General features: G+C 43.5%; 18 protein-coding genes. 11 read left to right on the plus strand and 7 right to left on the minus strand.

Going from position 1 to position 20,032, the window contains the following annotated elements; translation table 11 throughout:
* Window positions 1-105: 105 nt before the first annotated feature.
* The gene (locus tag ACTXGJ_RS06100; RefSeq protein WP_443565370.1) at window positions 106-1,308 is read right to left on the minus strand and encodes a pyridoxal phosphate-dependent aminotransferase; all 1,203 of its coding nucleotides are present in this window, start codon (window positions 1,306-1,308) and stop codon (window positions 106-108) included.
* Between the two features lie 390 nt (window positions 1,309-1,698).
* Between ACTXGJ_RS06100 and ACTXGJ_RS06105 the strand changes: the two genes are divergently transcribed.
* From ACTXGJ_RS06105 to ACTXGJ_RS06140, 8 genes are all read left to right on the plus strand, one after another.
* Window positions 1,699-2,439, plus strand: a complete 741-nt coding sequence (locus ACTXGJ_RS06105) for an SDR family NAD(P)-dependent oxidoreductase (protein ID WP_439242640.1) — start codon at window positions 1,699-1,701, stop codon at window positions 2,437-2,439.
* A 46-nt stretch (window positions 2,440-2,485) separates the two neighbouring features.
* Window positions 2,486-4,213, plus strand: coding sequence for an NAD(P)/FAD-dependent oxidoreductase (locus ACTXGJ_RS06110; protein WP_443565371.1), 1,728 nt, complete (start codon window positions 2,486-2,488; stop codon window positions 4,211-4,213).
* Window positions 4,214-4,224: 11 nt separating this feature from the next.
* A complete protein-coding gene (locus ACTXGJ_RS06115) occupies window positions 4,225-5,247 on the plus strand; it encodes a DUF1365 domain-containing protein (protein ID WP_443565372.1) in 1,023 nt (340 codons plus the stop codon).
* 150 nt (window positions 5,248-5,397) lie between these two features.
* On the plus strand, window positions 5,398-6,885 hold the full coding sequence (locus ACTXGJ_RS06120; RefSeq protein ID WP_443565374.1) for a class I SAM-dependent methyltransferase: 1,488 nt from the start codon (window positions 5,398-5,400) through the stop codon (window positions 6,883-6,885).
* Between the two features lie 101 nt (window positions 6,886-6,986).
* Window positions 6,987-7,412 (plus strand): DUF2177 family protein, encoded by a 426-nt coding sequence (locus ACTXGJ_RS06125; RefSeq protein ID WP_439242632.1) that lies wholly within the window; start codon window positions 6,987-6,989, stop codon window positions 7,410-7,412.
* Between the two features lie 158 nt (window positions 7,413-7,570).
* Window positions 7,571-8,140, plus strand: a complete 570-nt coding sequence (locus ACTXGJ_RS06130; protein WP_439242630.1) for an acyl-CoA thioesterase — start codon at window positions 7,571-7,573, stop codon at window positions 8,138-8,140.
* 123 nt (window positions 8,141-8,263) lie between these two features.
* Complete coding sequence (locus tag ACTXGJ_RS06135; protein ID WP_443565376.1) at window positions 8,264-9,313, plus strand: cation diffusion facilitator family transporter; 1,050 nt, start codon at window positions 8,264-8,266, stop codon at window positions 9,311-9,313.
* A 70-nt stretch (window positions 9,314-9,383) separates the two neighbouring features.
* Window positions 9,384-9,773, plus strand: a complete 390-nt coding sequence (locus tag ACTXGJ_RS06140) for a hypothetical protein (RefSeq protein ID WP_443565377.1) — start codon at window positions 9,384-9,386, stop codon at window positions 9,771-9,773.
* A 101-nt stretch (window positions 9,774-9,874) separates the two neighbouring features.
* Here ACTXGJ_RS06140 and dps read toward each other — a convergent pair whose 3' ends face one another.
* Window positions 9,875-10,357: a DNA starvation/stationary phase protection protein Dps gene (gene dps / locus ACTXGJ_RS06145; RefSeq protein ID WP_439242624.1), complete on the minus strand. Its 483-nt coding sequence runs from the start codon at window positions 10,355-10,357 to the stop codon at window positions 9,875-9,877.
* Between the two features lie 483 nt (window positions 10,358-10,840).
* Here dps and uvrB point away from each other — a divergent pair, with 483 nt between their 5' ends.
* Together uvrB and ACTXGJ_RS06155 are read left to right on the plus strand one after the other, a co-directional pair.
* Window positions 10,841-12,952 carry an excinuclease ABC subunit UvrB gene (gene uvrB / locus ACTXGJ_RS06150; protein WP_439242622.1) on the plus strand — a complete coding sequence of 704 codons (2,112 nt, stop codon included), beginning with the start codon at window positions 10,841-10,843 and terminating at the stop codon, window positions 12,950-12,952.
* Between the two features lie 220 nt (window positions 12,953-13,172).
* Window positions 13,173-13,553, plus strand: coding sequence for a hypothetical protein (locus ACTXGJ_RS06155; protein WP_439242620.1), 381 nt, complete (start codon window positions 13,173-13,175; stop codon window positions 13,551-13,553).
* Between the two features lie 131 nt (window positions 13,554-13,684).
* On the opposite strand, the gene ACTXGJ_RS06160 is transcribed toward ACTXGJ_RS06155, so the two are convergent.
* From ACTXGJ_RS06160 to ACTXGJ_RS06170, 3 genes are all read right to left on the minus strand, one after another.
* Window positions 13,685-15,355: an alkaline phosphatase D family protein gene (locus ACTXGJ_RS06160; RefSeq protein WP_443565378.1), complete on the minus strand. Its 1,671-nt coding sequence runs from the start codon at window positions 15,353-15,355 to the stop codon at window positions 13,685-13,687.
* Between the two features lie 192 nt (window positions 15,356-15,547).
* On the minus strand, window positions 15,548-15,937 hold the full coding sequence (locus ACTXGJ_RS06165; RefSeq protein ID WP_439257425.1) for a hypothetical protein: 390 nt from the start codon (window positions 15,935-15,937) through the stop codon (window positions 15,548-15,550).
* Window positions 15,938-16,091: 154 nt separating this feature from the next.
* Window positions 16,092-16,607, minus strand: a complete 516-nt coding sequence (locus ACTXGJ_RS06170) for a hypothetical protein (protein ID WP_439242614.1) — start codon at window positions 16,605-16,607, stop codon at window positions 16,092-16,094.
* A 252-nt stretch (window positions 16,608-16,859) separates the two neighbouring features.
* Between ACTXGJ_RS06170 and recJ the strand changes: the two genes are divergently transcribed.
* Window positions 16,860-18,686 carry a single-stranded-DNA-specific exonuclease RecJ gene (gene recJ, locus ACTXGJ_RS06175; RefSeq protein WP_443565379.1) on the plus strand — a complete coding sequence of 609 codons (1,827 nt, stop codon included), beginning with the start codon at window positions 16,860-16,862 and terminating at the stop codon, window positions 18,684-18,686.
* Window positions 18,687-18,690: 4 nt separating this feature from the next.
* Here the strand turns inward: recJ and ACTXGJ_RS06180 are convergent, their stop codons facing one another.
* Complete coding sequence (locus tag ACTXGJ_RS06180) at window positions 18,691-19,353, minus strand: trimeric intracellular cation channel family protein (protein ID WP_439242610.1); 663 nt, start codon at window positions 19,351-19,353, stop codon at window positions 18,691-18,693.
* A 25-nt stretch (window positions 19,354-19,378) separates the two neighbouring features.
* The gene (locus ACTXGJ_RS06185) at window positions 19,379-20,014 is read right to left on the minus strand and encodes a trimeric intracellular cation channel family protein (protein WP_439242608.1); all 636 of its coding nucleotides are present in this window, start codon (window positions 20,012-20,014) and stop codon (window positions 19,379-19,381) included.
* Between the last annotated feature and the right edge of the window lie 18 nt (window positions 20,015-20,032).

The raw sequence follows: 20,032 nt of genomic DNA on the forward strand, positions 1-20,032 counted from the left end.
AAAGCACTGCTTTACCCGTCCGCAAAATAAGAGCTATGCTTGCAGTTGGACGTCTTTTGCTAATTATTAAAATCTCTAAATGCTGTTAGTTTTTAGATTCGCTAATTACTCTGCGACATCCAAATCAGCAACCGCTTTTTCGATACGCGATAACGCATCTTTTAAGGTCGCTTCATCAGTGGCATAAGAGATACGCATAAAGCCGCCTAGACCGAAAGCATCGCCAGGTACTACCGCTACGCCGACTTTATCTAGTAGCCATTCTGAGAACTCGGTGCACGAAGACAGACCAGCCGCTTTAATCAAAGGCTTGATATTAGGATAGACATAGAAAGCACCGTCTGGGCGCAGGCAAGTGATACCTTTGATAGCATTTAGACCATCGACAACTAAGTCGCAGCGCTTCTCAAAGGCTTCTACCATCGGCGTTAATACGCTCTGATCGCCACTGATAGCGGCAGTCGCTGCCACTTGGCTGATAGAGGTTGGGCAAGAGGTCGACTGCGATTGCACTTTTTTCATCGCGCCAATCAGTTTGGCAGGACCGCCTGCATAACCGATGCGCCAACCGGTCATCGCATAAGCTTTTGATACGCCATTTAGAATAATAGCGCGATCTTTTAATTCAGGAGCGGCGTTTAAGATATTGTAGAACTTATCACCCGTCCAGCGGATGTGCTCATACATATCATCTGAAGCTACATAAACCTGCGGATGCTTCTTCAGTACTTCAGCCAACGCTTTTAGCTCGTCTAAAGTATAGATCATGCCAGTAGGGTTAGAGGGGCTGTTTAGCACGAGCATTTTGGTTTTATCCGTGATGGCGGCTTCTAATTGCTCGGCGGTGATTTTGAAGTCTTGCTCCGCAGGGCATTCCACGATGACCGGCTTACCTTCAGCGATAAGTACCATGTCAGGATAGCTGACCCAGTACGGCGCTGGAATGATGACCTCATCGCCTGGATTAATAAAGGCTTGCGCTAAATTAAAGAACGACTGCTTGCCGCCTACCGATACCAAGATCTCATTAGGCTCATAGCTGATGTCATTATCACGCTTGAACTTCTCAATAATGGCCTTTTTTAGCTCAGGCGTACCGTCAACAGCAGTGTACTTAGTGAAGCCATCATTGATCGCTTCAATAGCCGCTTGCTTGACGTGCTCTGGGGTATCAAAATCTGGCTCGCCTGCACCCAAACCGATAATGTCTTTACCAGCCGCTTTTAGCTCTTTGGCTTTATTGGTAATAGCAAGAGTTGGTGAAGGTTTGATGCCATTAACGCGGTCAGATAGTTGCAGCTCGCTCATAAAAAATCCTTATTAAGTCTTATTAAAAAATAAAGGTTAGATAGAAAGGTAATTATTAAATATTAAATGGTCTGATTTGAAAGTATGATGATAAAAGTAGAGTTAATGCTGTGCCAATACGCTCTAATAAGCGCGAATAGCGGCTTTATTGTAGCATGTCAATAGTAAGCTGTCCTACCACACTAGTAACAGAAAATTTAATGTTTTTAGGGTCTATTAAGTATGCATAAATGAGCACTGTTGATAGCTCAAACTTATCTAACGTTTGCGAAGTTACAACAATAGCGTCACTTTTTATGTTTATTATTTAGCTATTATAAACTCGAGTGGTACCAAAACAACTTCGAGTTAATAATCCATCCACAAACATATCAGCTAAGGAGCATAACCATGACTACTTCGTCAAAAAAACGTCATATTGTCATCACTGGTGCCACCTCTGGCATTGGCATGCAATTAGCAAAAGATTACTTAGCAAACAATGAGCAGGTCTACGCGGTGGGCCGTGATGATGACGCTTTAGCAGAACTAAAGAAATTAGGTGCGATGCCCATAGATCTTGACTTGATGGATAGAGAAGCGGTTATCGAGGCTTTTGAGAATATTGAACAAGTCGATCTAGCGATTTGCTGCGCAGGAGCCTGCGAGTATTTAGATATGCCGAACTTTGACAGCGAAACCTTTATGAAGGTCATGTCAGTGAATATGGGCACGCTATCACACGCTATCGAAGGCGTGTTACCAAAACTAATCGCTTCAAAAGGTCGACTAGTCGGGCTAGGCTCAGCCTCGGCTTATGTACCTTTTGCTCGCGCCGAGGCTTATGGAAGCTCAAAGGCGGCGATTCATTACTTAATGAAAACTTTACAAATCAGCTTAGCGCCGTATGAAGTGTCGGTGAGTTTAGTAGTACCAGGCTTTGTCGATACACCGATGACTAAACAAAACGATTTCCCTATGCCGTTTTTGCAGACTACTGAGCAAGCCAGTCAAGCCATTCGTGATGGCATCGCAGCGGAGCATGAAGTCATTGAGTTTCCTAAGAAACTAACCCTGCCGCTAAAAACTTTAGGCACACTGCCGGATATGGCATGGCAGCAAGTGAGTAAACAGCTTAATAAAAAGTCGTAAGTTGGCTCTCTATATAAATACAATAAAATTTTTCAGGATACTATGCATGCCGTTTTTTCGCCGTAAGTCTGTAACAGCAAAAGCTAATACTCATGCAAAAAAAGAAAATATTAGCACTCAAAAGCAAATTAAAAAGCGCATCGCGATTATTGGTTCAGGCGTCTCAGGGCTGACTTGCGCGCATTATTTGGTAAAAGAGCACGATGTTACCGTTTTTGAAGCCAACGACTATATTGGTGGTCATGTAAATACCATTGAGGTGACGCTACAAGAGGGCAGAAAGTCTAAGTCTAGGTTTAGTAAAAACAGTCAGGTCGAAAAAAGTGCGATTGATACTGGCTTTATTGTCTTTAATGAGCGCACTTATCCGAATTTTTTTCGCTTATTGCATGAGCTGCAAGTGCCATTTCAATCGACAGATATGAGCTTTTCGGTCAAAAACGTCGCGCGCAATTTTGAATATAACGGTCATACCCTTAATACCTTGTTATCGCAGCGTAAAAATATCGTTAATCCGAAGTTTTGGCGCTTTGTACAAGATATATTGCAATTCAATAAGCAGCTGAAGCAGCTACGTCAGGATTTTGAAGCGGCTCGCAGCAAGGGCGAAGAGGTCAGGGTTTTTACTCAGCAGACGCTGAGCGATTATTTAGCCAATAAACGTTACGGTAAGCTGTTTACTGATAACTATCTGCTGCCTATGGTATCGGCTATTTGGTCAACGAGCTTAGAGGAAGTGCAGGATTTTCCTTTGGTATTCTTCGCGCAGTTCTTTGATAATCATGGTTTGCTCGATGTAGTCAATCGCCCGCAATGGTTCACTATTAAAGGCGGCTCGAAACAGTACGTCAATAAGCTAGTGACACGCTTTGTAAAAAAAGGCGGGCTAGTCCGAGTCAATTCGCCCGTGCAGTCTGTCACTCGTAATCAGACGGATGGTAAAGTTCACTTGGTCGTTAATAGTATTGATGATCATAATAACGTTAGCGAAAGCTTATGCTTTGATGAAGTGATTTTTGCTTGTCACGCTGATACTGCTTTGAAGATTTTGCAGGATGCGAGTGATGATGAGTCAGCAGTGTTAGGTCATTTTCGCTTTACCTCAAATACGGCGGTGTTGCACACCGATACTAGCGTACTGCCTAACAAGCCTTTAGCTTGGGCAAGTTGGAATTATTTGCTCGATGCCGATGGCAAGACAGATAATACAGGTAAGCAGTCTCAAGCGAAACCGGTGCTGACGTATCACATGAATATCTTACAAAGGCTGACTAAGCAGCATAATTATCTAGTGACTCTTAATCATAAGATTAACCCTGCACAAATTATCAAGTCGATTGATTATAGCCATCCAGTGTTTGATAAGCCGATGATAGAGGCGCAAAAACAGTGGTCAACCATCTCTAGCAGTGGTCTGCATACGCACTTTTGCGGCGCTTATTGGTTTAATGGTTTTCATGAAGATGGGGTGCGTAGCGGTCTGCGCGTTTGTCAGTCTTTGGGTAGCCATATTGATATTAAAGATGAGGTTGACGCCAGTCATTTGCCAGACAGTGAGGCTGCGCATACGCCCTTTGTTTATAAAGACATCCCAGTCAAAGCCGATCAAGCTGCTCGTAAGTTAAAAAACCGCCAACTACTAAGCGCGGATACCAATCAAGAGTTAGTAGAGTATCTTTCGTCGCTAGCAGCCAAGCCCGCGAGATCGACAAATGGTAAAACTAAAAAGCGCGGGCTGTTGACTAGAGTGCTCAGCAGCAATGACCATAAATAAAAGAGAGCTTAATGCTTAAAAATGACCGTTCGTCTAATAGTAGATTTCCCCATCAACTGTTTCATGGTACAACGTGGCACAGTCGCCTATTACCGAACGTGCATAAATTTACTTATCCGTACCGTTATTGGGGCGTCAATATTACTGCTTTAGCAACAAATAGCGGTTTACCTGAAGTCGTTAGCTCGTGGTTTCAAGGTAACAATTCTAGTAACAGCCATAATAACGCAAAATTTCTAGATAGATTACCTTTTAGTCAAGCAATCATAAAAGGGATACCGATATTTTCAGCGAAACACAAAGCGCTACAGCAGTTTTATGCTGATGATTACTTGCAAGGGTTAGAATTAACAACACCAAATAAAAATACCTCCGACGATGTAACTACCGATAAAAGTACTGGTAAAAGTGTAAATGAGTTATTGCAACGTCTGACTTTTGTTTTCACTGAAAAAGCAGGAAGTAGTCCTACAGGCGATATTATTGGGCTAGTAGTTTGCCGTAATGTTGGTGTTTATTTTAGCCCGGTGAATTTTTATATTGGCTTTGATACCGAGCAAACGCCAACCCATCTGCTTGCGGAAGTCTCTAATACGCCGTGGGATAAGCGTCATTATTATGGTTTTTTACTGGACGGCGAGGAGACTGAGTTTTGCCATGATAAAGATTTTCATGTCTCGCCCTTTAACCCTATCGATCAGCGCTATCACTGGCAGGTCAGCGTAAAACCACACCGTTATAAATCCAGTAAAGCAGCTAATCATAAAGCTAAAAAAAACGATATTTTTGATATTCGTATAGCGATTAATATCAGTGATAAACGCGGTGAGGTGCTCAAAACCGGTATAAAGATGAATGGTGAGCCGATGACCCAAGAGAGCATCCGCCAAAGCTTAAAACAAAATCCGCTGATGAATTTCACTTCGCTGAGCCGTATTTATTGGCACGCTTTTAAACTTTACGCGATAAAGAAAGTCCCTTATATCAACTACGATGAAAAGCTAGCAGATAGCGGGCAAGCCACTAACGAATAAGCAATTACGACGTAACAGAAAAGTAAGCCAAAGCCAAGCCGTTTTCGAAGTTTAAATAGATGAGTTTTAAACATAGCAGTAAAAAGTAAAAGCAGTCATCAGCGATTGTTGATAGCGACTATCTCGAATGGACAAAAGGATACCACAGCAATGTCAGCCCGACCAACCGACCGTCAGCCAAGCCGTAGATTAGAGAAAATCAATGCCCGTTTGAGTCAAACTTTAAACGATAGTTCGCTGTTGAAACCTATCAATAATGGGGTTAGTGCTTTAGCGAGAAAGGCGATATTTCAAGCACTAAAACGAGTGCAGTTCGGCGGTATTACCGTCATCGAAGACTATACGCAGCATGCGCAGACTCATAGCTTTGGTAGTCAAGCGCTCAATGTGAAAAGTAGCTCTGCTATCGGTCGCCACTTTTTGCACGTGACGCTGAGCATCCACGATATCAGCGTCTATCGTCAGTTATTATTCGGCGGCTCTATTGCACTGGCCGATAGCTACATCGATGGCGAGTGGGATACCGATGATTTAACAGGTTTGATACGCTTAGCGGCGCGTAATCTAGCGGTACTTAATAAATTAGAAAATCGTTTTGCTGGTATCAGTAAAGCTTTTGAGAAGGCCAACCATCAGCTGCGTAACAACGATAAGTCAGGATCTAAATCCAATATCTTAGCCCATTATGATTTGGGCAACGATATGTATCAGCGTTTCTTAGATGAAACTATGATGTACTCCTCCGCGGTCTATAAGAATCCTAAAGCCACGCTCAGGCAAGCACAGCAGCACAAGCTTGAGCTTATCTGTCAGCGTTTGCAGTTGACTAGCGATGATCAAGTGATAGAGATCGGTACAGGGTGGGGCGGTTTTGCGATTTATGCCGCTACTCATTATGGTTGTCATGTTACCACCACGACGATATCCGATGCGCAGTTCGATGAAGCAAAGGCGCGGGTACAAGCAGCAGGGCTAGAAGATAAGATAACTTTACTTAAGCAGGACTATCGTGAGCTGACCGGTCAATTTGATAAGCTTGTCAGTATTGAGATGATCGAAGCCGTCGGTTATGAGTATCTGCCCACCTTTTTTGCCAAGTGTAATGAGCTGCTTAAGCCTACAGGTCTAATGGTGCTACAAGCTATTACTTTTAATGATCAAAACTACCAAGAGTATGTCGACTCAGTTGATTTTATCCAGACCCATATCTTCCCAGGCGGTTGTCTGCTCTCCAATCAAGAGCTGAACAATCAGTTCACTCAGCAGACCGATATGGTCATCAAGCAATTACATGATTACGGTTTTGACTACGCGCATACGTTGCGAGATTGGCGCATAGCCTTTATGTCGCAGCGCGAGGAAATAAAAGCGCTCGGCTACGATGAAGCTTTTATCCGTCTTTGGAATTTTTATTTCTGTTACTGTGAAGGCGGATTTTTAGAGCGTACCATTGGCGTCGTACAGCTAACTGCAGTCAAACCTGACAATATTGATATTTTACATTTCTCGGATTCGCCTACGTCGCATTCTCTTGACTATAATAGTACTGATTCTAATCGTGATGAAAAAAGCGATAAGTTTATTACAGATATTAAGATGCAAACGGCTTCTTCGAGTACGGATACCGCCACAGTTTAACAAATGAGCTATAGAGTAGCAGCCAAACTCTCTGCATCATGAGAATAAAGCGTTACTAAACTACAGTGCTACTAAAACCATTGAAATAAAAGGATGTCGTTATGGGTTATACGTTTGTTTATCTTGTTGCCGTTGCTATGTTTTTAGGCGTGGACTTCGTCTGGCTGTCAACGATGAAAGGACTATTTTATGAGGAGCGTATAGGTCATCTTTTAGCGGACGAACCCAATATGATGGCGGCTGCTGTGTTCTATATGTTTTATATCTTAGCGCTGTGTATTATTGTTCTTTATCCGCAGATAAAAGCACAAGCTTCTATTGGGCATATTTTTCTATTGGGTGGATTACTTGGCTTAATGGCTTATGGGACTTATGACTTTACTAATTTAGCATTATTTAAAGGCTATACGCTCGATACCGCTTTGGTAGATTTTACTTGGGGTGGTTTTTTAACCGGTACAGTGAGTGCTGGCACAGCTTGGTTGGCCTACCGTTTTGGCTGGCTGAATAAGGCGACTCCAGCTTAAGAGTTTGAGCCGTTTAACTATTTAAGCCATAAATAACAGCGGTTTAACTTAGGTTAAGCCGTTTTTTTTGTGTTTAGTGGATTTGCACTAGCTATCCACCTGCTGTATAAATGATAAACCAATTTTATAATGATTCTGTTTAATGACTAAGGACAACTATGGCTCAGTACAACACTAGCTCCACTGCAAAAAGAGCACCGCTCAATCACGAACTTTATATGTCGATATTGATGACCCCAGATATGGCAAACTTCATTGGCAATGTCCACGGTGGCGACTTACTAAAAATGCTCGATCAAGTGGCATATTCTTGTGCCAGTCGCTATAGCGGCAGCTATGTTGTCACGTTATCGGTCGATCAAGTGATGTTCCGCGAGCCTATCTATGTCGGCGAGCTCGTTACTTTTGCCGCTAGTGTCAACTACGTCGGCACCACCTCGATGGAGGTCGGTATCCGAGTCGAGTCAGAAGATGTGCGCGCGCGAACGATTCGCCATACTAACAGCTGCTACTTCACGATGGTCGCTATTGATGATAACGGCAAACCTACGCCCGTACCGCCGCTTGAGATTAAGAACGAAAGCCAACAATGCCGAGCCGATGCAGCATTAGAGCGTAAAGAGATGCGTATGCAAAGCTCACACCGTCCTAGTTGTGATATCAATAAAGAAGTTGGAGAGTTGACACGCACGGCTGAAAATACGCAGACCAACCCAGAATCTAAATAGCGTTATCAAAAGTTACCGCCAATTAACGGATGCGCTACTGTAAAATAATAAAGGTTAATTTATTCTAGGCGAGATAGTATAGATGCTAACTATCTTCTTTTAAGCTACGTTATAGAGTTCATTATGAGTTTGAAACCATCCGTCGCCAACCCACAATTACACCTAGGCGGTCCAGAGCTGTCGCGCTATAAGTCAAACGCGCAGAAGCCTGAACCAGATCCTGATAGTAAAGATAAAAAGTCTAGCTCGGTGATTACGGTTTTGATTGCCATCGGCGCTAATTTTTTGATCGCTATTGCAAAGTCCGTTGCTGCTTTTATCACCGGCTCTGCTTCTATGGTAGCGGAGGCTGCGCACTCATGGGCAGATACGGGAAATGGGGTTTTTTTATTAGTCGCTGAAAAAAAAGCAGTCAAACCCGCTGATAAAAGCCATCCTTTAGGTTATGGAAAAGAGGCTTATGTGTGGTCGATGATAGCGGCTTTTGGTGTTTTTATGGCAGGCTCCATCGTCTCTATTTATACGGGTATCACCGAATGGAATGCGGCAGAGACTGAGACCAATTATACGATCGCTTTCATTATTTTGGCAGTGGCTTTTGTGCTTGAGGGCTTCTCGCTTGTGCAAGCTTATTTGCAAAGTAAAAAACAGGGTGAGGCTTTAGAGGTTAGTGCTATTGGTTATGTGGTTGAGACCTCTAATCCGACTTTGCGTGGGGTGTTTTTTGAGGACTTAGCGGCGGTTACTGGTCTAATTATCGCGGCGGCGGCAATGGGTATGCATGTTTATACCGGGCAGCCCTTTTGGGATGCGCTAGGCTCCATTATTGTAGGCATATTACTAGGGGCGGTAGCGATATTTCTGATCAGTCGAAACCGTGACTTTTTGGTCGGTCATAAGGTATCAGCAAGGATGCATTGCTATGTGCTAGAGGCGCTACTAAGCCACCCTGACATCGAGAGCGTCTCTTATTTACATCTAGAATGGGTCGGCCCGCAGAAGATATTTATGGTTGCAGCCGTAGACATCGTTGGTAATCAAAAAGAGCAAAGCATCGCACAAAAATTTGAAGCTATCGAAACTCAGTTGCGCGCCAATGAGCTGTTCCAACAAGCGATACTAACTTTGTCTGCGCCTAATGCTAAACCTCTAAGCCTTGCAAATGAGTCATAAAAAATAGCGGATGAATACGACTCTAGCCAGCTGAATTTAAATAACAGGCAACTTTAAAGTAGGAGAGGATATGCAATCATTACTCAAAAGTACCACAGTAGCTCTAACGTTGAGTCTAAGTGCGGTTACCTTGATGGCGGTGCCAACGCTCTGTGTACAAGCAGCAACCCCTACGGATAAATCGTTGAGGGAGCTAGTAGAGGTGACACAGTTAAACGAGACGATTAAGCAGATGTCTTCAAAAGATAGTATGCAAAAATTGGTCAATGATTCAATGATATCTAGTGTAGTATCTGATGATATCAATAATGTTCAACGCCAACAATTAATAGCAGTCATCTCTGATTATAGCAGTAGCATATTTGATGATGCCTATATCGAAACTATCAATGAAGCACAGATGAAAAAAGCTTTACCGATCATGATGAAAGAACTTAAGTCTCTAAAATTAGAACGGTAATTTAGAACAACCATAAATGATTGTCAAAAAAAAGGTCACCTAATAAGATGACCTTTTTATTTTATAAATTCTAAACTTATATTCAAATAAACTATAAACTGTTACTTCTTAGGCGCATTAGCACCGATGAACCAAGCATCTTTATCGATAGTACGGCTTACTTCCGTCAATAAGTCAGCCGTATCTTCATCGCCTGCATCACCAGCTGCATCTATACCTTCGCGTAGTGAGGCTGCAATAGTTTTATAACGGTTGGTTAGCTCACGAACGTGCTGCTCGACCTCAGTAATGTCAGTTGGATAAGTTTCTAAAATAGAATCTTCAACGACACGCTTAGAGATGCCATTAGCTTTACCACCAAGAATGACAATACGCTCAGCGACAGTATCAAAAGATTCTGTCAGACGGTCATAAGTTTCATCTAATAACTGATGCACACCGATGAATCCAGTACCTTGTAGATTCCAGTGGCACTGCTTGCTATCCATACTCAAATCAATCAAGTTGGCTAAGTTAGCATTCAATAGATCGACCATTTTTTTGGCAGTGTCATCATTTATACCGCTTGCATAACGTTCTCTCATAAATTACTCCATTTTTGGTTTTATTTAATTGTTATCTAATGACTGACTAGAATCTTAGACGCTTAGTTCGAGATCCTTAGTCAGCGTTTTCTTATCAACTTTCGATACTAATAATAGCAGCTTATTAGAAGTAGGGAACCCATGAGCGTTAGGCTTTATTAGGTGGTCATGTAATGGCTTTGTTAAGCATGAAAAGCTTTGTAAATATAATAGCTGAAACTAGCCTTATCGATAAACTTTGATTACTTAAGCCAGTTAATACTTTTAATTTAATAAAGCGTTTTAATGGTTTGTTTGTGATAACTCGTTCATGAGTCATGGTGAATTTTTGTTTTTGAGAGCCAGTAATTATGAGCTTTAATTGATGTCTTAATAAGCGATAAAAGCTAGCAAATAACCTTTAAAAACAGCGCTTAAGCCCCCACCTTGTTATAAACCTTACTTCTTATACTTATCCTTACAAACGTCAGGAAGAAAACTAATATGCGTATGCCCGAACCGCGCTCGTCGCGTCAGTTAAATCAATTGGCCACTCAGCTGCAAGGCGAAGCTGAAATCGTTGGCGTCAATGCGTCAGGAACACAAATATCAAGCCGTGCCTTTGAGATGGTCACTGACTTTGAGCCGGCAGGCGATCAGCCGCAAGCGATTGAAAAGCTCGTTAAGGGTATTAATGCAGATATGGATGAGCAGTTATTGCTTGGCGTAACTGGTTCTGGTAAGACTTATACCATGGCCAAGGTGATATCCGAGTGCCAGCGCCCAACCATTATTATGGCGCATAACAAGACCCTTGCCGCTCAGTTGTATGGTGAGTTTAAAGCGTTTTTTCCTAATAATGCGGTGGAGTATTTTGTCAGCTATTATGATTACTATCAGCCCGAAGCTTATGTAGCGGCAAGTGACACCTTTATCGAAAAAGACAGCGCTATCAACGATCATATTGACCAGATGCGCTTGTCGGCGACGCGGGCATTGCTTGAGCGCCGTGATGCTATTATTGTCGCCTCCGTCTCTTGTATTTACGGTTTGGGCGATCCTGAAAGCTATTTGAAAATGCTGTTGCATGTTGTGGTCGGCGATAAGATAGATCGCACGGCGACGATTAAGCGCTTGGTTGAGATGCAATATACCCGTAACGAGCTAGACTTTGGCCGTGGTACTTATCGTCTACGCGGGGAGCTACTCGATATTTATCCTGCCGAATCTGAGCAGCTAGCGATACGCGTGCATTTGTTCGATGATGAAGTCGAGAAGATCACTTGGTTCGATCCCTTAACAGGTAAGACCGTGCGTAGTGTACCGCGCATTACTATTTATCCTAAGTCGCATTATGTCACTCCGCGGAATCGTTTAGAAGCCGCCACTCATACCATTCGCGAGGAGCTTGAGCCGCGTCTTGAGTATTTCCGTGATAACAATAAACTAATTGAAGCTCAGCGTCTTAAAGAGCGTACTCAATACGATCTAGAAATGATTCAGCAGCTCGGCTACTGTAATGGTATCGAGAACTACTCGCAGCATTTATCCGGTCGTCCATGGGGTGAAGCGCCACCGACACTGTTTGATTATATCCCTGAGGACGCGCTACTGTTTATCGATGAGTCGCACGTTACGGTCTCGCAAGTCGGGGCGATGTATAAAGGCGATAGATCACGAAAAGAGAACCTAGTGAACTACGGCTTTCGTCTGCCAAGCGCGATGAATAATCGGCCGATGAAGTTTGAAGAGTGGGAACGCATCAAGCCTAAGACGATCTATGTCAGCGCTACGCCGGCACAATATGAGCTAGAGCATAGCGAACAAGTCGTTGAGCAAGTGGTGCGCCCAACCGGTCTGATTGATCCTGAGATTGAGATCCGTCCGGTACTGACGCAGGTGGATGATGTTTTATCTGAGATTACCAAACGCCGCGAGCTCGATGAGCGTGTACTGATTACCACTTTGACTAAGCGTATGGCGGAGGACTTAACCAGTTATCTCAAAGAGTACGATATTAAAGTGGCTTATCTGCACTCTGATATCGACACCGTTGAGCGCATGCAAATCATTCATGAATTACGTACTGGCGTGCACGATGTGTTAGTCGGGATTAACCTGTTGCGTGAAGGTTTGGATATGCCAGAGGTGTCATTGGTTGCCATATTTGATGCGGATAAAGAAGGCTTTTTGCGCTCTGAGAGATCCTTGATTCAGACCATTGGCCGCGCTGCCCGTCACTTAAACGGTAAAGCCATTCTTTATGCCGATCGTATTACGCCGAGCATGGAGAAAGCAATAGAAGAGACCGATCGTCGCCGCGAAAAGCAGATCGCCTTTAACATTGAGCACAACATTACTCCAAGAGGCGCGCGCCGTAGTGTCACGGATAAAATTGACACCGGCGAGGAGCTTGATGCCAATGATAATCAAGCGATTCCCGTTAAGAGTAATCTGCCGGATGTCGATATCAGTATCCTTAGAAGTCCTGATTTGCTGGCCAAAGAAATCAATCGCCTCGAGAAGCTGATGAAACAGTTCTCTCGCGATCTGAAATTTGAAGATGCCGCGAAGACGCGCGATAAGGTGCTGGAGCTTAAGGCACATTTGATTTAAAAGAGAGTGAGATATTCAAGCGCTAGGGTAGAGCGGGGCAGCTTAAGCCTTACTAACCCTAAACGCAGATTTACACTTTTTACCTTAAAAGTCATAGTCGCATCTTGTAGGATAAGTTTATAAAGCGTTGTCTAATAAGTCATGAAAAACGGGCTTATAAAAGGATGACTAAAACAAAAAAAGTATTTACAAGTTATTTTGTTCTAGGAGTATAACTGTAATGGATGTTAAAGCGTTATTTAAAAAAGGAATCGAAAAAGAGTTACTTGACGTTGATGATTATATTTTCACCCCGAAGCGTTTAGATATGACCGTTGATGAGGGAGAATTAAACTGTGTGCTAAATAGTGATGGTAGTGTTAATATTTTTTATAGCAAACAAGGCATTACTGACGTGAGAGCAGCGGCGCGCAAGCACCCCTTTACCGATTTTGAAACTGAGTTACATCACGGTATTTATGATGATGTCATTGAAGATCTAATCGATGGTGTTAATGAAATTATAAACACGCATTCTAAGTATTTCCGCCGTAGTAAAGTATTGCCTATGACGGCAGCTATCGGTCCTGATACCGTTATTACAAATGCTGATCAGCTTTAATTATTTAAGGCCATTATGTTAGGTTAGCATTGCGTCAAAAGTATCTATACAAAAAGGTGCGCTAAGCAGTTAGTGCACCTTTTTTATTATAGTTTAAGAGTTTCTTATAGCTTAGTTTTAATACGTCCTAATTAAGCTACTTTTACTGTATTGGCTTTGTCTTTAGAGGCTAGAGCTGGTGAGCCGGTAATAGCTCGTGTTTGCGAACTATCTACCAAATGATTCGTTGATGTTTGCGTGACTAATCCTTTCGCAAAGCGAGTGCTATCGTTACGCTCTTTTAAGGTATCGGTATAGTACCATTCACAAGCAAATGCTTGCTCAGTGATATCAAGAAGCATATAGCCATGATCAACTTGATTAATAAATTTTTGATGCGGATTGGCTTCTGGGCCTGAATTCATCTCAGGTACAGCCAATGAGGTCAAAGCCGGACAGACGAACTCTACCGCCAGCGAGCCTTCTCCAGTGGCTGGGTTATAGCCGCTAATATCAAAAGGATTTTTGGCAACATCAAAAGCGAAGGAAGCATGATAGTCACCGGTGAGTACGACAGTGTTATCGATATTGTTATCTTCAATAAAGTCTAATAAACGATTACGTGCACTAGCATAGCCGTTCCAAATATCGCCAGAATTAGTTGCAGATGCTCCCATAAAGGGTGCCAAAATTACTTGTTGCCCGAGTACTTGCCAAGTTGCGCCGCGATTTTTACCATCCATTAAGTTGAGATAGAGCCAGTTTTCTTGCTCAAGTCCGAGCAATTGGCGCTCAGGCTCATTACTAGCAGAGGCATCAAGCTTTTCACGGCCAAAGATACGGGTGTCTAACATGTTTAAATCAAATAGTTTGCCGAATTCAAAACGTCTATAAATACGCAGTTGACTATCTAGCTCATTGCTATCATCATCGCGAATCGGCATCCACTCGTGATATGCGCGCACCGCTGACATTTTGCGCTCTATATAGCTGCCTTTATTTGGAAAATGGAATCTAGCACCGCCCTTCCATGAGTTATCAGCGATTTCGTGATCATCCCAAACCGCGATAAACGGATGCTGACGATGACACTCTTGTAGATCGATATCAGTACGATAACAGGCGTAGCGTAGGCGATAATCTTCTAAGCTGATAATCTCATTTTTGGGAAAAAGTGGGCGCTCTTCTTTTAAATCGTTGTCACGATAGAAGCCTTCTGGATACTCATAAATGTAATCACCCAAATGAAGGACTGCCGAGATATCCGCTTGCTTAGCAATATCGGCATAACCATTAAAGTAGCCAAAGCCATAATTGGAGCAAGACACTACTGCCAAACGCACGCGACCAACTTCGCTTGCTGGCAAGTCAGCGTTAGGGATAGTGCGAGTACGACCGATAGGGGAGTCATAACCTAAAGCCTCAAACTGATAGTAGTAAGTGGTATTAGGCTTAGGTAATTTAGGATCTACTTTTACCGTAAAGTCGGTCTCAGCAGTAGCTCTGCTTTTGCCTCTAGCTACGACGTTTTGTAGCTCTGGATCAGTCGCAACGATATAACCAACAGGGATGCTAGCGGCGTTGATGCTACCGTCATTGGTAATGCGCGTCCATAGTATCACTTTATCTTGTAAAGGGTCGCCGCTGGCAATGCCATGGACGAAAGGCGCAGCGCCTTGATACCCTAAGTCATCTATTTTGTTTGAGTCGTTGTTTACCTTATTAAAGTCGTCTGAATCTGAGGAGCAAGCGCTTAGCTGAACCAACAGAGTTCCTGCTACAGTCGCTTGGCTGCCAAACTTTATAAAATCACGTCTTTTCATCTGTCTTCCTTGATATATCAGTAGAAATTCCATATCTCATGATAGATTAGATTTATTGCTATCAAAACTCTCTACTATCAAAAATAAGAATGCTTTATAAAAAAAATAGCTTATCCACAATTTATATGAATAAGCTTATTTAAGCAATTACTACGCTGACTTTATTTGAACAATGAAGGTGTTTATAACCGCTTAGCCAACGATGCTGCCGTAACAGCTCTGTAGCGATTTTGCGACGACTCTAGTGACCAATTGTGTACGGTAGCTTGGATCTATAGCGGCGTTCCCTAACTCAACGAGAGTCACTTGCTGCGGTGCTTGCTCACTAACGCAGCCGCAAACTCGAGATTTGAGAGCTTCTTCTTGCTTATCGCTCATCGCAGCGCTAGCAATACGCCACGCATTCTGGTTTTCGATTTGGCTGCGGCATTGGTTATCAATAGCGGCTTTAAAGACATTCATGCCGATCTCATTGGCGGTACCGATAGGATTGCCTGCATTATTATTAGCACCAGTAGAAGCGCAGCCTGCTAAAGCAAAGGCCGCTAGCATTGTAGTGGAGAGTATGAGTTTTTTCATCATTTAGTCCTTTAAGCTGAATTTATAGTAGGCAAAATAGCATGCCGAGCGCTTGATTGGTAGTAGTGAATACTTCATCAATCTATCTGCACAAATCGGTAATAAAAAACCAGCTAAGCCAAGCTTAACTGGTTACATTGTGGCAGACCCTAATGGTTTAGACGTTTTTGCTACTTTCTTTTTGCTGAATCTCTTTGGCAAGCTTATAGCAGTCCTCAACGTGGTCAGAAGCAATCTTCTTAAATATAGTGTAGCCCATCGTTGCCGCGACTAACTGCCCACCTAATGGAATGAACTTAGTGACTTGCTTGGCAGCAATACGACCACCAAACCCTTGAATCGTCTTTTTAACAATCCCGCGGGTGGCCATGAGTCCTGCAAAGTCGACAGTACGGTCTCTAATAGCACTCCAATGCACTTCGCGCGACTCTAGATCAATGGCAGATTTGCGGTCTTCGATCAAACCAAAACGCTCACTAATCTCAGGGATTAACTGCGTGAGCATACCCGCATCAACGGCGACATCAAAAAAGGGTACGGGAACAACCGCTACACCTGCTGAAAACTTCGCGCGTTTTTTGACTAATTTTAGACACTCCTTTCTTACTTGCTCGAGATCTAAATTAGGATCAATAGTGTTAGGGAGTTTTTCAGCTTTTGGCGTCGTTTTCATAAATTATCCTTATAATAGAATGAATAGTTAAAGGTAGAAACAAATAGTTAATTGATAGTTTAAGGAAATATCTGCGCCGTACAATCATAGCTTTGTAGCAAATTGCAGAAAAGTAGCGCGAAAATGCACGGTTTTTGTAACTGCTATCATGAGAATTACTCTAACTGATATGCAGCAGACCAGTTAAACTATGAGCAGAGTTGGGCAAAAATTAACATTGTGACCCTTCGCTAAAGCCAGTAGAATACCGCTATGCTAAATTTAACTCCTCGCTTTACTGGCACTCGCATTGACGAGCTGCCCACCGCGCTACAGCCGTTAGCCGCCCAATCTCCAACCCTTGCTCGGCTTTATGCCGGCCGCGGTATCATGCAGCCTGAAGAGCTTGAGACTCATTTGTCAGGTCTGTTGCCCGCTGAAGACTTGCATGGAGTCACGGAAGCGGTGCGCTTATTAGATGCTGCTATCGATGCTAATAAACGTATCTTGATAGTAGGCGATTTTGACTGTGATGGCGCGACTAGTACCGCGCTGATGATGCGCGCGTTGACCAAGATGGGCGCGCAAGTCGACTTCTTAGTGCCCGATCGCTTTAAGTACGGCTATGGCCTAACCCCTGAGATTGTCGAATTAGGCATCAAGACTTATCAGCCTGATTTGATTGTCACCGTTGATAATGGTATCTCAAGTCATGAGGGTGTTGCGCGCGCGCAAGCGGACGGTATCACCGTGATTATTACCGATCATCATCTAACGACGAAAGCGACGCCGCCGGCTGAAGCGGTAGTCAATCCCAATCAATTGGACTGCACCTTTGCTAGCAAGGCGCTAGTTGGAGTAGGGGTAGCGTTCTATGTGTTAGGCAGGCTTGCTAAGCTTAGACGTGAAGCAGGTAAACCGGCCGTGCAAGTCAGTCAGTATTTAGACTTAGTCGCACTAGGTACTATCGCTGATGTCGGCGTACTCGATAAGAATAACCGTATTCTTGTCCACCATGGACTAAACGCGATTCGTCAAGGGCGCTGCTGTATCGGTATTCTGGCATTACTTGAGCAAGCAGGGCGCGATCCCAAGCAGCTACATGCACAAGACTTTGGTTTTGTATTGGGTCCACGGATTAATGCGGCGGGACGCATGGACAATATGCGTATCGGTATCGAGTGTTTGCTTACCGATGATTGGGGTAGCGCGCAGCGTTTAGCGCATGAGCTTGAGCTACTCAATCGTAATCGTCGGCAAGTCGAAGGTGAGATGCGCGCGCAAGCTGATCAGATCCTGCAAGCTTTAGAAGATGAGAACGCTGCCGCTGATGCTATTCATGAAGAAGATTTGGAGGGTAGCGATGATATTATTATTGCTACTAAAGTGCAAAAAAAACCAGCCGTTGACGCTAAGCGCAGCATCGTGCTTTATCAAGACGACTGGCATCAAGGCGTCATCGGTATCGTCGCTGGCCGCTTAAAAGAGAGTCACTATCGGCCTAGTATTGTCTTTGCTCCTGCGGATACCGAGCGTACGGGAGCTGATGACGCGATCAAAGGCTCAGCGCGTTCCATCGCTGGCGTACATATTCGCGATGCTATTGAGCAAGTGGCTGAGCGCAGCCCCGAGCTTATCACTCACTTTGGTGGTCATGCCATGGCGGCGGGCTTGACTATTAAGCGTGGTAATTTTGAGGGGTTTGTAGCCGCTTTTGATAAGGTAATGGAGGAGCTGGACCAAGAGGTCTTCGCCGAGCAAAAATTCACCGATGGTGAGCTGCAAGCCAGCGACTTTAGCTTATGGTTTGCCGATGAGCTGGCCGAGGCCAGTATTTGGGGCCATGGCTTTGCCGCACCGATATTCGATGGCATATTTGAAGTATTGAGCTTTAAGATATTAAAAGATAAGCATCTCAAACTTTCCTTGCGCTATCCTGGTGTGCAGTATCCAATCGATGCCATTTATTTCAACTTCGATGCTGCTGCTTGGGATTACCGCGCTGAAAAGGTGCATATCCTCTTTGAGCTCGATGTTAACGAGTGGAATGGTAAACGTAGCTTACAGCTGATGGTGAAAGACTTGGTTTTAGTAAACTAAAATCTTAACGTCGCCACTCTAATGAAGGGAACTGCCAATCGTAGCGAATGGCTAACATACGTATGCTAAAGATGACACTCATAGCAGAGATGTCAGCAATCCAAACCGCAACCCCTAAATTATACAGGGCAAAGTACAGAACACCACCAGCTAAAGCGGCACTAATATAGATCTCTTGTTGTAGTACCAGCGGAATCTCATTACAGATCATATCGCGAATGATGCCACCGACAATGATCGTAATAACTCCTAATAGCAACGCTACTGGCACATTAGCGTCCATGCTATCGGCAACTTTAATACCGATCAAAGTAAACGCTGATAGACCGATGGTATCAGAGAGTTTTAAAAACTTATCAACTCTCTTTGAATTGGGGTGGAAAAATATCTGTGTCATTATAGAAGCTATAGTAATGACTGTCAGATAGCTCATATCAACCATCCAAAATAGCGGATGCCTATCTAAAATCACATCGCGCACGGTACCACCGCCAATGGCGGTGACAATAGAGACCAATAAACAGCCAAAAACATCGAAGTTTTTGTGCTTTGCCAAAATCGTTCCAGAGACGCTACACGCAACAATACCTATCATATCGAATAGATATAATAAAGAACGCGGGTCAAAGGTAGTGATTAGGGTAGCATCTAAAGCAATATTTAACATAAGCGCGGCTAAGTTATTATTGATATCAATCAACAAGACGAATAGAAGGCAGATGCCAGTCAAACTTTACCGCTAACATACGTACGGCAAAGATAACGCCGAGCATAATAAACTCGTTAAGCCCAGGGTTTAGACCTAAATAGTCGAGTAATAGATAAGTCACTGAACCGGCAACACTAGCAGAAATATAGATCTCACGTTGTAGAACTAAGGGAATCTCATTACAGATGATATCGCGTAGCATGCCGCCAATAATGGCCGTCCAAACTCCCATCATTATGGCAATCAGGGGCGACATATCTTGATGAAGGGCGACCTTAAAGCCAATGACGCTAAAGGCGGCAAGCCCTATAGCATCGAATAATCTGAGCGCATTATCGATCTTATGATATAGATGAAAAAATACTTGTAGGACAAGGGAGGTCACGGTGATAACGATGACGTAATTAAGATCGGTCATCCAAAACAACGGATGGCGATCCAAAGCCATATCACGCAAAGTTCCGCCACCAATAGCATTAACCATCGATACTAAAATACAACCGGCGATATCAAAGCCTTTATGCTGAGCGAGCAGGGTGCCCGCGATAGCGCAAGCAATCACCCCAACCATATCTAGCAGGTATAGTAAAATATCAGGGAAAATCAAATCATTAACCATTGTTATGTTTTTCCATGC

It is taken from the genome of Psychrobacter sp. 1Y11 (assembly GCF_052259045.1).
Classification (GTDB): domain Bacteria; phylum Pseudomonadota; class Gammaproteobacteria; order Pseudomonadales; family Moraxellaceae; genus Psychrobacter.